This window comes from Vibrio sp. OPT18, assembly GCF_015163615.1.
Classification (GTDB): domain Bacteria; phylum Pseudomonadota; class Gammaproteobacteria; order Enterobacterales; family Vibrionaceae; genus Vibrio; species Vibrio coralliirubri.
The window spans coordinates 1-13,823 of the sequence record NZ_JADDYK010000095.1; the positions used below are offsets into that span (position 1 = coordinate 1).

A 13,823-nucleotide genomic window follows, 5' to 3' on the forward strand; every position below is an offset into this window, starting at 1 on the left:
GTAAGAAGACATGGGACTCTAGGTGGAGTGAGTCCCATGCACTTTGAACTAATCAACTAAACCCCTGTGTCTACTTTTTAGGGGCCATATCAATCTCGCTACTCTCATCTGCTCTTAAGCTCTTCGCATCTCGTTCACTCGCATCTGCTCTTTAACCATTCAACTAGGTTGATAATAAGCATAAATTGTGGATAATGTTCACGGATTGAACTAAGCGTGTGCGGTGGCATTTTTACAACATTTACTTGCTCAGTTAATTAGATAATCCTACTCAATTCTAAGTGTCTTTAGGGCCACTTAAATTAGTAGGATCAAATAAGTTACGCAGTGTGATGTCGCGGAGTATCAAAGGGCGGTAGCGTCCCCGTTTATTAATTGTAAATGGGAGTAAGATCTTACTATTTTTTATTACTTTCTCTAATCTCCTCTTGTGTAACTGATAAAATCACAAACTCTCAATTCTTTGGATGTCTTTTAGGCTCCAGACACATACCGTTTTATGACTTGGTAAACATGAAGATTAATAAAAATCACCTCTTTTTAGCACTCTTTCCAGCATTATTGGTCGGGTGTGCAACTCCAGGGACTCATCTTTCTACTGATAATAAGAATGTGATTCTTTCTTCTGAAGCACAGCAAGAATCTGAAATTTCTGAGGTGGTTAATCTTTACCCACTGACTGCTCAATCAGTAGCTAATTACCGAACCGATACCTTATCGGTTTCCCAAGCCAATCCGGAGTTGGATGTTGATATTGCAAAATATGAATACCAAGTGGGGGTCGGCGATATCCTAAATGTTACCATTTGGGATCACCCTGAATTGACAATTCCTGCTGGTTCTTATCGTAGTGCTGAAGAGGCGGGGAATTGGGTTCGTTCAAATGGCACTATCTTTTATCCTTACATCGGTAGTGTTGATGTATTGGGTAAGACAGTCGATGAGATTCGTGCCGATATCACGAAGCGTCTGTCTAAATATATAGAAAGTCCTCAAGTAGACGTTAACGTCGCGGGTTTTCGGTCTCAAAAAGCGTATGTTACCGGTGAAGTTGAGCTACCAGGTCAACAAGCGATTACTAACATCCCTCTAACTTTGTTGGACGCAGTGAACCGTTCTGAGGGCTTGTCGGAAGATGCGGATTGGCGCAATGTTTCGTTGACTCGCAATGGAGTACAAGAGTACGTTTCTTTATATGCGCTTATGCAGAAAGGTGATTTGACTCAAAATAGGTTATTGCAAGCTGGTGATATTGTTCATGTGCCGCGCAATGACGCTCAAAAAATCTTCGTTATGGGGGAAGTCAATGATCCTCAATTGTTAAAAATTGATCGCGCGGGAATGAGTCTCACAGAGGCACTAAGTAGTGTCGGAGGAATTAATCAGCTATCAGCCGACGCAACGGGTGTATTTGTGATTCGTACTTCTGATGACAAATCAGAGCGTATGGCGGATATTTATCAACTCAATATGGACGATGTTTCTGCCCTGGTCATTGGTACTGAGTTTGAGTTGAAATCTTATGATATTGTTTATGTTACAGCTGCACCGATTACCCGCTGGAATCGAGTGATAAGTCAGCTACTCCCAACCATTTCAGGCTTTAACGAACTATCAGAATCTGTGTTGCGTGTTCGTGATTGGTAAATAGCCTATATTGATAATCAGGTTGCATTTTGTGCAACCTGGATTTTATACTCATAAGCCCATTACAGTTATAAGGCAGTTATGTTTAATAAAATTTTAGTCGTATGCGTGGGTAACATTTGTCGCTCCCCGACTGGAGAGCGAGTTTTACAAAACTTGCTTCCCAATAAGGAAGTGGCCTCTGCTGGTATTGCTGCTGAGAAAAGTCGTTTAATTGGCAAGCCTGCAGACGACACTGCGATTTTAATTGCGGCTGAAAATGGAATCGATGTTGGAAATCACCAGTCGCAACAAGTTACACCACAGCTTTGTGCCCAGTATGATTTGATCTTAGTAATGGAGAAGGGCCATTTAGAAGCCCTCACTCAAATATCACCAGAGGCTAGGGGTAAAACCATGCTGTTTGGTCAGTGGATTGGCTCAAAAGACATCCCCGATCCATATCGTCAAAGCCGTGAAGCGTTTGAATATGCTTACAAGTTAATTGACGAATCCGCACAAGCTTGGGCGAAAAAGCTGCAATGAAGCTTTAGATGTAAAGCAATAGAATTATATAAAAGAGAGGCAAAAAATTATGTTTAACTTCTCTTCAATAGCAACAGTTTAGGAAGTAGTAATCTGATGACAACTCAAGCACCTCAGCAATCTCATTCTAGTCACCCGGATAATATAGATTTAGGAAAATTGCTTGGTATTCTTCTGGATGGTAAGTGGCTAATAATACTCACCACGTTTACTTTTACGATGTTTGGCATCGCGATTGCTCTATTTTCAACGCCAATATACAAAGCCGATACCCTGCTTCAAATTGAAGAAAAGAGCTCTGGCAGCATTTCATCGATGGTTGGTGATATGGGAGATGCCTTCTCTCAGAAGTCCTCTGTGAAAACGGAGATTGAGATCATCAAATCTCGTATGATCTTAGGCGAAACAGTAGATAAACTCAATTTGACCACTGTTACATCACCTATCTACATGCCTTATATAGGTAAAGGTCTTGCGCGTTTAAAAGGTATAAACAACTATATTAAAGTTAGTAGCTTTGTTATTCCTCTGCATACAATAGGCTCCCATAAAATTCAAATTTTAGATGCAGAACAAGGTACTTACAAATTGCTCCGCGACGATGATCAAATTATCTTGACTGGTAAAGTGGGTGAGTTAGCAACTGCTGGTGATTACAGCATATTTGTTACGAGCTTTGAGTCGAGAAATGGCTTTGAGTTTGCTGTCGGCAAACGCAGTCGACTTGCTGCAATCGGGTGGCTAAAAAGCTCATTGATTCTGTCTGAACAAGGTAGACAAACCGGAATTCTTAATATGAGCTTTTCAGGTGAAAATAAGCAACAAATTTCTGAAATTCTCAATCATATTGGCCAGACTTATTTTCTGCAAAATGTTCAACGGAATTCAGCAGAAGCAGAGAAGAGTCTCACCTTCTTAAGAAGTCATCTTCCAGGGGTTAAGTCCGAATTGACTGGGTATGAAGACGTACTGAATAATTACCGACAAAAGAATGAATCGATTGATTTGAGCTTAGAAGCGCAATCAACTTTAAAAGTAATAGTAGAGCTTGAAGCTCAATTGAATGAATTGACATTTAAAGAGAGTGAAATTAGCCAACGCTTTACGAAAGACCACCCAGCATACAAAGCCCTGCTTGATAAACGTAAAACGCTATTGGGTGAGAGAGATCGTCTGAACAAACAAGTACAAAAACTACCGAAAACACAGCGCGAAGTACTGCGTATGACACGTGATGTTGAAGTCAATCAACAAATCTACATTCAGCTCTTAAATAAGGTTCAAGAACTAAGTATTATTAAAGCAGGTACTGTCGGTAACGTCCGTATCTTAGATGACGCTCAAGTTTATGCTGGTGCCGTTAAACCGAATAAGCCACTGATTGTTGTATTGGCGATGCTATTGGGAGGCATGCTAAGTGTTGCGTTTGTAATAGTTAAAGCAGCGTTCCACCGTGGCGTTGAAAGCCCAGACCAAATTGAACAAATTGGCCTTCCGGTATACGCAGCGGTGCCGAAATCTGATTTACAGATTGAGTTAGCCAACCGTTTTGAATCAAAAAAACATCAAACCAAGGGGGCCGAAGCTCTGCTTGCCGAATCTAACCCAGCGGACCTTTCGGTTGAAGCATTACGTGGCTTGCGTACTAGCTTGCACTTTGCGATGTTAGAAGCAAAAAATAATGTGTTAATGATCTCAGGCCCCGCGCCGGGCATTGGTAAATCATTCATCTCGACTAACTTTGCCGCAGTAGCTGCAAAAACAGGTCAAAAGGTACTGTTGATTGATGCCGATATGCGTAAAGGTTACTTACAAAAAAGCTTTGGCTTGAAGTGGGACAACGGCCTTTCTGATGTATTGAGCAGTAAAACAGAGTTCAGTCAGTCAGTGAAGTCAACCTCAGTTGAAAACCTGGAAATTATTACTCGCGGCCAGGTGCCACCAAACCCCTCTGAGCTGCTAATGCACCCGCGTTTTGCTGAACTAATGGAATGGGCGACAAAAGAGTATGATTTGGTGATTGTCGATACCCCACCGATACTTGCGGTAACCGATCCGAGCATTGTTGGTGCTTTTGCCGGAACCACATTAATGGTTGCTCGTTACGGTCAAAACACTGTTAAAGAGATCGAGGTTGCTCGTAACCGTTTCGAACAATCGGGTATCGAAGTGAAAGGCGTTATCTTTAACGCTATCGAGAAGAAAGCATCAAGCTCTTACGGCTACGGTTATTACAATTATGCATATTCAAGCGACAAGAAGTAAATAAAAGCTGTAACGATATTCGAGCGTTCAAGTAAAGAAGAACGAACGTTAGATAAGGGATTGATGTGCCCCCTAAAATCAAACACAAGGGGTGAATTGATTAGCTTAAAATCCATGGGACTCGCTCCAACTAGAGTCCCATCTCTTGTTATAATAGATATCAATGTATACTCGACACTGTACTGTCATTTTTTTGTCGTGAGATTTCTCCTAAGTTGCTCATTCTTTCTTTTATTACATAAAGAAGCTTTCAGAACAAGAATGGTCCCAACAGTTTACCTTTCTTGGTATACCTTTTGTTTACAATGCCAACGAATCGTTTCTAACGCTCTATACTGAATGCTTTGATCGGAATGAAACAATAGTTCGTGCCCTAAGGGTTGCTTTGTGCTCGAGCCTTATTAAGGCTTTTAGTACTCACTTTGCGTGAAAACAAATCTAAGATAACACGCAGATATTGCCAAGCATCCGAACAACACACTTGAGTAATATTTGACACCTGAACCAGCTCCGCAAAAGCGATACCCCATTTTTTGTAGTAACCTCTATACTTGCTTTTTATTGCAAATAGAACCGTTAGTGAAAGCTACTTCTCAAGGTTATCAATAACTCTGAATACGTACTGAGCTTTACTTTATCTTTCCTCAAATAACTACCTCAGCACTCATTTTTTTGCTTTGAGGTTTCCTCATTAGCTACTTCTTAAAGCCAATAGTCGACACATCCAACCAAAGACATCGGCGAATAATTCGTAGTGTCACACTGATCTTCTTTAGGATATTCTCTAACTTTATGTTTTTTGGCTGCCGAAGAAAGCCGTCGCTTTGCTTCAGGGGGCATCTCCGGTTCCGCCATCTTGAGTTTCTTTTTCAATTGGTGGATCTCTTTATCCAATAGTGTAATGGAGATTTTTTTGGGAGCTAGGTATTCGGAGGGAATTAGTCTTCTTTGATGCGATTTGGCATCGGCGATACTCCTAAGGATGGTGTTACTGACTTTTCAATTTCAGAAGAGTCAAGAAGATGCTTGACGGCTTATCGCTCAAATTAGTCTTTATACTGCCTGTGTAATTTTACATTCATGATAAGTAAACTCTATATTAAGTGTGCACTTTAATGGGGGTATATAATCACCAAAGCTTCGCATTATTTTACTGTAGCGTCACGCTTTTATTGATAGAGAAAAACGCTATTGCAATGTAGTGCAACAAAGCTGTCTTGTATAAGCCCCCAGTTTATGGAAGACGCACAATGCTTCAGTTGGGTAGTTGCTGGTGAGAGGTTAGTTTAGATTGAGTTAATTTCCAACTGGTTAATATGCACTTGTTTTGCTAAAATAGCCAATATATTTGAAATTGTATGAAAACCGTATATAGCATACAGGGACTGTGACTATTTGCCTTTAGGAGCCAAACCTAAGGGCGGTAGCGTTCTAGAATGTGGATGGGTGGCAAGCCTAAAAACATTTTGGTGGTCTACTGGAAGTAGCGAGTGTAGGTGTTTTTGCTTCATGAGAGCGGTATGAAGCGAGACGTTCATGCATTGTTCTGTGAGAAGGTATGGGAGAAGTTCCTACGGGTCTACTTATTAATCCAATGGCCGATTCGACGTCGATGTCGGATACATCAAGAGCAGTTGGTGAGGATTTAGTAGTTATATAACGTATCGCTTTAAACCTGCTGATGGAAGAGACAAGTTTCAAAGCAGGGAGCAAAAAAGACGAATACCTTAAACTGTAACAATAGCTATATCTCGCGAGTTCATATCGGGAAAAGGACGTAATTTTAACGGCCCCGAATCTGTCAAATGCGCATGAACTCTATCAAGTTCGTGGAGATGAAACTGAAATTAAAATTCCTACAACCGATATACGCGTTAAATATCTAATTCCGAGATTGAGTTTTGTTTGGTGCCTCCGTGTACATTTAACAACGTCTTAACTTGTGCAGCATCCCTAATCGACTCTGAAGTTTAACGGTACGTTGCCAGATTTTATAAGGCTCTATCGCCAAACTAGCTACGCAACAAAGCCCATGTGTAATACTGATATTGACTTAATGTCTGTAGAGCGGAATATTTACTCTTCTATTAGTTAAAGAGAAAGTGACCATACTTATGGAACAAAAAAGTAAGAACTGGCTCTCGATTAGACAATTATTTGAAAGCCTCAAGCCAGATGTGACTTGGATAGTATTGAGAAATGCCGAGTTTCTACCAGATGAATTTTGGGATAATGATAAAGATATTGATATATTATGTAGTGATCGAGAGCTCTTAGTATCAAAAATTGGTGCACTAAGAAGAGATGGTAGTGAAGCGTCATATCATGTAAATATCAATGGAAGAATGCTTGAGCTTGATATAAGGGAGGTGGGAGATGACTATTATTGCTCAAAATGGTCAACAAGAATGTTAAGTGATAGGAGGTATATCAATGATTTAGTGCCTATTACTGGAGCGGATGATTATTTATACTCCCTATTATACCATGCTGTTATCCATAAAATTAATATTAAAGGAAAGTATAAAGAAGAATTTAAATCTGAGTTTGGTAGTGTGACAGATAGACAATTACAACGCTTGTTGACTGACTATATGAAAAAGCGAGAGTATAATGTCATGTTACCCAAAGATGAAACTTGTTGGTATAATTATAATTATGTCAATTCATTGAGATGCGGTGGGTATAAAGATATAATAAATAAGTTTAGTATTAGATTATCAAAGGTTTTGTTATATAGGCTTTTTATAAGAATGAATAATCGATTTATCCCTAAATCCATTAAGAGTATAATTTTCAAAGCTGTGGTTAAAAGTGATTAAAAAATTTGAGCTATATAATACGCTTTGGCTGATTTTTGATAAAGTTTTTAGGTTGTTTGTTGGCTTATGGCTATCAGTATTAATAGCAAAAAACTTAGGATCGGAGTTATTTGGAGAGTACAACTACATTGTTTCATTAATGGCGATAGTTTCCGTATTTATTGCTTACGGCACAAATGCCATTGTATTGAAGTATGTTTCACAGGGTAATGAAGAAATAATTGATATATCTTTTATCCTTAGAATGATCGCATATTTAATTTTTTTTGTTGTGTTTGCCATACTAATATTGTTTCTTGAGTTAGAAAATAAATACAATTATATACTGATGGCGTTTATATTGCTATTTAAACCATTTGATGTAGTAAAAGTATATTTTGAGTCGATAGTCCAAGTTAAGATGATTGTGACGATAGGTAATATTGTTTTCATTTTAATCTCAGCAGCAAAGCTATATATTATTTATCAAGGGGTTACTGTTTCAGGGCTTTTATTAATAGCTTTATTTGAGTCAGCTCTTACTGCGGTTGGTTTTTTCTACGCTTACTATAGAAAGAAGAGCGGAGAGGTGCTTAACTTACAAAAAGTGAATTTAAACTACATCATTAAAGTAAGTAAAGAGTCATTTCCACTGATTTTTTCTTCTATTTGTTGGGTGCTGTATACACAGATAGATAAGTTGATGGTTGGAGAATTAATCGGTAAATCTGAATTAGGTGTTTATTCCATATCAGTAATGTTTGCTGACTTATCTTTTATACTTCCTGCCATGCTTTTTTCAAGTATAATTCCAGGTGTTTTGGTTACCTGCAATAAAGATGAAGAGAAATTTAACTCTAAAATTATAACGACATATACTATAATGATGTACCTATCGTTGTGTTGCTATTTCTTTACATCTGCTTTTGCTACTTATTTTATACCAGCTTATTATGGTTCTGAATATTACGATTCTGTCGGTGTTTTATATATTTATGGTATTGGGGTTGTTTTTTCCTCGTTAATGTTAGTAAGTGGAAAATATATGATACAATATAATTTACAACGTTTAATGCTGAAAAGGCAAATGTTAGGATTACTTATTAATGTTGGCTTAAATATTGTGTTAATCCCTAATTATGGTAGCGAAGGGGCTGCCGTTGCTAGTGTTATATCATTAATGATAGTTTCATTATTCTCCGACTTGTTCTCTAAAAGGACAATTATCTGTTTTAAACAAAAAATAATGGCATTGAACTTTCTTAGGTTAATTTAGTAAATACTATGAAAAAGTTAAATTATAGATTGACGGCAAATAGATTTGATTTGGCATTTAAATTATCCTATCTTGTAGATTTAAATTCAGGTAAGGATGTCAGCCAATCTTTGAAATATTATCAAGAGCATATAAAGGTTTTCTCTTTAGGTAGCTATGTTGAGCCAGGGAATAAAAATAAAAATTCTATTGAAAAGTATATTTCAACTTTCAACTCCCTTAATGATGACATCAAACATAACGGTTTTAATGGGAATAAAAGTCAAATACCTGTTGCTAGAGATGGTTCTATTTTAAACGGAGCCCATCGGTTGAGTGTATGTCTTTACCATGGTCAAGCATTTACTGTAAAAGTTTATGATAAAGAGCCTGCTAATTTTGACTACAAGTATTTTTTAAATAGAGGAATGAGTTCTGAGTGCTTAGATTATGGTGCCTTGAATTTTGTTAAGAATACTGAAGATATATATATAGCATTACTTTGGCCGAGGTTTCAGATCTCTGACTCCGATTTGTTCGATTTGTTTAATGAAGTTATTTATGAAAAGAAAATAGATCTTAATTATAATGGGGCTCATAATTTACTTGCAACAGCATATCGTGGCGAAAATTGGCTTGGCGACGAACACGAAAACTATCCAGGAGTTATTAACAAGCTCTATGGCTGTTTTTCTAATATATCTAGAAAGAAAACAGTTAGAGTAGTTGCATTTAAATCTGACAGTCTGGAAGAAGTGTTAAAAATAAAAGAATGTTATCGTAAAATAGCGAATATTGGTAAACACTCTATTCATATAACCGATAGCACTGAAGAGGCTATCGAGTTGGCTGAAATTTGCTTTAATGATAACTCAATCCAATTCCTTAATGATGGAATGCCTAGACGAAATTTAAGCTTGGTTAATTCTATATTATCAATGGCAAAAGATAAGCAAACAATTCTTTCAAGCGAGTGTTCATTAATTTTATTTGGATTTTCTTCATATCTACCAGATAAACTAGAAGATGAGAGTAATAATAGTGATTATTTTTATTATCGAGGCTTTAGGTTTGCCATAATAAAATTAAACTATGAATTATTTAAGAAGTTAGGATTTAATCGAAATCTGTTAAATGTTATTATCTCATTATTTTTAGCAAAGTCTTTAAAGTCTGTAAATGCATTACATGCTGAACTTAAGTTGAGTTATCTTCGGGTTAGAGAGTTTGCTATTCCTTTGCTAAGCCATACTATAAATAAGCTAAAGCTTAGAACGGCCTTCGATTATTTTAGGGGAAGATAAATAATGAAGGTGGCATATTTGTGTTTAGCGCATAATAAATTTGACTACTTAAGTGTTTTAGCTGATCATTTGACGAAGGATGGAGATGGCTTCTTTTTACATGTTGATAGTAGGGTTGAAATACCAGAGTCAATAAAAAGAAATACATTTATAAAAACTCTGCCTTGCATAGAGCGTTATAAAACAAGGTGGGGCACGATTTCCATCGTGGATGCGACTATATCGTTACTAAAAATGGCACAAGAGTGTGAAAAATATGACTACTATATTCTCATCAGTGGTCATGATTACCCTCTTTGGAGCGCAGCTGAAATAAAGAGTAAAATTGATATTAAATTAGATAAAGTAGCGTTTTGGGAGAAGCACGAGTTCAATCCTGAAACTTATTTTAAAAATCCATTTTTTCGTCGTTGTTGTTATGACAGTAAGCTTACTAATGTGCGTGAATCTTTAGGGTTTGGGGAGTATTTAGATCTTAGACTTTCTATATATATAAATAGGCTTATCGGAAAGATTCCACATGCAGTTAATAAATTTAGATTTCATACTTATTATAAGGGATCTCAATGGTTTGGGTTAAGTTCAAAGTCAGCTAAAAATATTACTGGTTCTTATTCAAATTTTAGAAGTGATTTTATTAATATCCATGCTCCCGATGAAATAGTAATACATACACTCCTTTCAAAAACCGAACCTAAATTTTTAACCAATCAGAAACAAGTTAAACAAGCGCTACACTATATAGATTGGAATGAGTACGGCGAAATAACCCCCTTTGTTTCTGAATATATAGAAAAAGCAAGAAGTAAAGGTCTGTTATTTGCACGAAAAGTCGATTTTGATAACATTGGTGACATGATTGATAGATTAGACTCGAGTGAATAGAAATTCAGGTACACATTTAGATTCTTTCTCATGTTGTGAGTGCGCATTTAATCGCTTCGATAAATACATTAATTAAGGCTAAAATAAATTCATGTATTTATCGTCTCAAGACTTGTTACTAAATTTATAGTGAATAAAATTTATGATCCCCAAAATAATCCATTACTGTTGGTTTGGTCCGAATGAAAAGCCTAAATCGGTTAAACGATACATAGAAAGATGGAAGATCATACTTCCTGATTATGAAATAAAAGAGTGGAACGAGTCTAATTTCGACATTGAGTGCTGTGACTATGTAAAGCAGGCTTACGCTGCGAAAAAATTTGCCTTTGTATCTGATTATGCCCGATTAAAAGCACTATACGAGTACGGTGGTGTTTACCTTGATACTGATGTTGAAGTTGTTCAATGCTTAACACCTTTATTTGACAATCATAGAGAATCAGATGTAATTCTGGGGTTTGAAGAAAAAGATTGGGTCTGTACAAGTACTATTATTGCTCAGAAAAACAGCCAACTTATTCTTGATTTCTTAAGTCAGTATAACGCTCGCTCTTTCGTTGATAATAGCGGCAACTTAGATATGAAAACTAACGTTGAAGTTTTAACTGAAATTTTAATTAAATGCGGGCTTAAAGCTAACAATAGCAATCAAGAGCTTATCTATAAGAATAGAAAAATTACGATTATGCCAAAGGAGTATCTTTCTCCGATGGATTATATTAACCGTATTGATAATCGCAATGAAAATACTTATACGGTGCATCATTTTGATATTTCTTGGGGCAAGAAAAAAGAATTTTATATTCGTTATATTAAGCTTGCAATAGTCGCTATACTAGGGAAGAAATTAGCCTTAAAATTTTGGACATGGTTCAGATGAAAGAAATATTAATTAGCAGCTACGATATGGAAATTGGTGGCGTAGAACGAAGCCTTGCTAGCATGCTTGCTAACTTTGATTATAGTAACCATAAAGTTGATTTACACCTGCATAGTCACACTGGCCCATTGATGGGGTTAATCGACTCTAGAGTTAACTTGCTACCAGAAATTGGTGTCTGTAAAACATTTAGAAAAGGCATTAAGGGAACTTTGTTTTCTGGACATCCCGTATTGGCATTCAAGCGCTTGTTATCTCGTTTTAAGGCTCAGAAGTATGCTAAAGCGACAGGTATTAGCGCTTCTGGCTATTTTCAATACCAAACCATTTGGAATAGTTGCGTAAATAATGTTCCGAGGATAAATAACAAGTACGATGTTGCAATAAGTTATCTCTGGCCGCACCACTTTACTGCTTTTAATGTCAAAGCTGAGACCAAGATAGCTTGGATTCATACTGATTACTCAACCATTGGTATTGATGTTGAAGCCGATTTGAAAATTTGGCAGCAGTTCGATTACATCGCAAGCATTTCTGATGCTTGCACAGATGCTTTTTTAGCAACACATCCAAGCCTAAAAAACAAAATAATATTAGTCGAAAACTTAACTTCGCCAGAGTACGTAAGAAAAATGGCAACTGAGCCAATTGAGCAACCTTTAAGTGGGGGCTTTAACCTAGTTAGTGTTGGTCGTCTCTGTGAGCCCAAAGCTTTTGATAGGGCAGTTGATGTCTTAGCAGAGCTCCATAATCGTGGCTATACAAACATCAATTGGTACATTGTTGGTGAAGGTGCTGACAGAGCTTTAATTGAAGGTAAGGTTAAGCAGCATAGACTTGAAGATAAATTTGTATTGCTTGGTAGCACTACCAATCCATATCCATATATGAGTGCGGCAGATATTTATGTACAGCCATCTCGCTACGAGGGTAAAGCGGTGACAGTAGGTGAGGCTCTCATCCTTGCGAAACCTGTAATCATCACTGATTACCCGACGGCGAGCAGTCAGCTTAATGATGGTATTAATGGCGTTATATGTGGCCAATCTGTTGACGAAATTGCCGATAGCATCGAAGGCCTCTACAAAAACCGAAAGCAGGCATTGCAACTCATTGATTATAATAAGAGTGTTGGTCATTCAAATACCTCAGAATTAGATAAACTGTATAGAGCGTTTCCTACAAAATGACATTAATCGACTTATCACTCTACTGGCCAGTTTATAAAACAGTACTTATCTTTACGATTGCTTCCGCATGCGTTTATATGTTTTTATTTGCAGACTTTAAGCAACGTGTGCCAATAATTATAAATGTAATTATGCTTTTTTATATCCTGTTTACTGTCGTGTTGATGGGTTACCGCCCCCCTTCAGCGCGCTTATTTGGCGACTCTGCTAATTACCACCTAATCTTTTTAGAAATACAAAATGGTAGAGAAATTGGCGGTGGGGATGTTTTATTTAATAGTTTGATGTATTTGTTTGCTCAAATTAGCCCTTATGGTGATACTAGAACTTTCTTCTTAGTAGTGATGAGCCTATATGTTGGTACGATGATTTGGGCGGTACGTCGTTGGTTTACTAAAGACTGGGCCATTGCTATGGCATTTATGGTGTTTTCAGGTTTCTTTATATCTTATGGTGTAAATGGAATACGCAATGGACTCGCAACCTCACTTTTTCTACTGGGATTAAGTTTTAAAAATACTTCGAGGTACCTTTTATATGCAATGGCTTTTTTTACACATTCATCGATACTCTTACCTATCGCTGCTGCTCTACTGTTTAAGTACTTCAAAAACATAAACTGGTATTTTTCTGGCTGGATAGTCTGTTTTCTAATTTCCCTTTCTGTACCTGGATTAGGTGTATTTTTAGCAGATTTGGGAATATTTAGTGATAAGTTGGCAGATTACGTAAACTCCGATAATGCAGAAGCTGATTGGGGTTTTAGAGTTGATTATATATTGTATGCATTATTGCCTATTTTGATTGGGGCTTTCTATGTATATAAGTTGAAGTTTTTAGATTCCGTCTATTTGGAAATTTTAGCAATTTATATAACAGCAAACGCGTTCTGGCTGTTGGTTATTAGGGTTCCATTCTCAAATAGATTTGCTTATCTGTCTTGGTTTATGTATGGATTGGTCATAGTTTACCCTTTACTTAAGTCTAGCTACTTTAAATATGAAAATCGCTATGCATCTGCACTGCTAGCTGTAGTGTTTACTTTTAACTTGTTATTTCTATTTTAAT

General features: G+C 36.9%; 10 protein-coding genes. All 10 read left to right on the forward strand.

Features of this window, described 5'->3' with window-relative positions:
- Positions 1 to 513 precede the first annotated feature (513 nt).
- The 10 genes from IQQ51_RS23660 to IQQ51_RS23705 all read left to right on the forward strand — a co-directional run bounded on the left by IQQ51_RS23660 (position 514) and on the right by IQQ51_RS23705 (position 13,822).
- Entirely contained in the window at positions 514 to 1,647 is a 1,134-nt protein-coding gene (locus tag IQQ51_RS23660; protein ID WP_193842272.1) for a polysaccharide export protein, read from the forward strand.
- 81 nt (positions 1,648 to 1,728) lie between these two features.
- Positions 1,729 to 2,172 (forward strand): low molecular weight protein-tyrosine-phosphatase, encoded by a 444-nt coding sequence (locus tag IQQ51_RS23665; RefSeq protein WP_193842273.1) that lies wholly within the window; start codon positions 1,729 to 1,731, stop codon positions 2,170 to 2,172.
- Positions 2,173 to 2,268: 96 nt separating this feature from the next.
- On the forward strand, positions 2,269 to 4,437 hold the full coding sequence (locus IQQ51_RS23670) for a polysaccharide biosynthesis tyrosine autokinase (protein WP_193842274.1): 2,169 nt from the start codon (positions 2,269 to 2,271) through the stop codon (positions 4,435 to 4,437).
- A 2,114-nt stretch (positions 4,438 to 6,551) separates the two neighbouring features.
- Positions 6,552 to 7,259 carry a hypothetical protein gene (locus IQQ51_RS23675; RefSeq protein ID WP_193842275.1) on the forward strand — a complete coding sequence of 236 codons (708 nt, stop codon included), beginning with the start codon at positions 6,552 to 6,554 and terminating at the stop codon, positions 7,257 to 7,259.
- Positions 7,252 to 8,514 carry a flippase gene (locus IQQ51_RS23680; RefSeq protein ID WP_193842276.1) on the forward strand — a complete coding sequence of 421 codons (1,263 nt, stop codon included), beginning with the start codon at positions 7,252 to 7,254 and terminating at the stop codon, positions 8,512 to 8,514. Before IQQ51_RS23675 ends, IQQ51_RS23680 begins: the two co-directional genes overlap by 8 nt.
- An 8-nt stretch (positions 8,515 to 8,522) precedes the next feature.
- Positions 8,523 to 9,797, forward strand: a complete 1,275-nt coding sequence (locus IQQ51_RS23685) for a hypothetical protein (protein ID WP_193842277.1) — start codon at positions 8,523 to 8,525, stop codon at positions 9,795 to 9,797.
- A gap of 3 nt (positions 9,798 to 9,800) precedes the next feature.
- Complete coding sequence (locus IQQ51_RS23690; RefSeq protein ID WP_193842278.1) at positions 9,801 to 10,682, forward strand: beta-1,6-N-acetylglucosaminyltransferase; 882 nt, start codon at positions 9,801 to 9,803, stop codon at positions 10,680 to 10,682.
- Between the two features lie 142 nt (positions 10,683 to 10,824).
- Complete coding sequence (locus IQQ51_RS23695) at positions 10,825 to 11,565, forward strand: glycosyltransferase family 32 protein (protein WP_193842279.1); 741 nt, start codon at positions 10,825 to 10,827, stop codon at positions 11,563 to 11,565.
- On the forward strand, positions 11,562 to 12,755 hold the full coding sequence (locus tag IQQ51_RS23700; RefSeq protein WP_193842280.1) for a glycosyltransferase: 1,194 nt from the start codon (positions 11,562 to 11,564) through the stop codon (positions 12,753 to 12,755). The genes IQQ51_RS23695 and IQQ51_RS23700 overlap by 4 nt, the downstream gene beginning before the upstream one ends.
- Entirely contained in the window at positions 12,752 to 13,822 is a 1,071-nt protein-coding gene (locus IQQ51_RS23705; RefSeq protein ID WP_193842281.1) for an EpsG family protein, read from the forward strand. The genes IQQ51_RS23700 and IQQ51_RS23705 overlap by 4 nt, the downstream gene beginning before the upstream one ends.
- Position 13,823 lies beyond the last annotated feature (1 nt).

Coding starts and splice junctions, on each gene's coding strand:
- IQQ51_RS23660 (WP_193842272.1), top strand. CDS start 514: ATGAAGATTAATAAAAATCACCTCTTTTTAGCACTCTTTCCAGCATTA.
- IQQ51_RS23675 (WP_193842275.1), top strand. CDS start 6,552: ATGGAACAAAAAAGTAAGAACTGGCTCTCGATTAGACAATTATTTGAA.
- IQQ51_RS23700 (WP_193842280.1), top strand. CDS start 11,562: ATGAAAGAAATATTAATTAGCAGCTACGATATGGAAATTGGTGGCGTA.
- IQQ51_RS23705 (WP_193842281.1), top strand. CDS start 12,752: ATGACATTAATCGACTTATCACTCTACTGGCCAGTTTATAAAACAGTA.
- IQQ51_RS23685 (WP_193842277.1), top strand. CDS start 8,523: ATGAAAAAGTTAAATTATAGATTGACGGCAAATAGATTTGATTTGGCA.
- IQQ51_RS23665 (WP_193842273.1), top strand. CDS start 1,729: ATGTTTAATAAAATTTTAGTCGTATGCGTGGGTAACATTTGTCGCTCC.
- IQQ51_RS23695 (WP_193842279.1), top strand. CDS start 10,825: ATGATCCCCAAAATAATCCATTACTGTTGGTTTGGTCCGAATGAAAAG.
- IQQ51_RS23690 (WP_193842278.1), top strand. CDS start 9,801: ATGAAGGTGGCATATTTGTGTTTAGCGCATAATAAATTTGACTACTTA.
- IQQ51_RS23670 (WP_193842274.1), top strand. CDS start 2,269: ATGACAACTCAAGCACCTCAGCAATCTCATTCTAGTCACCCGGATAAT.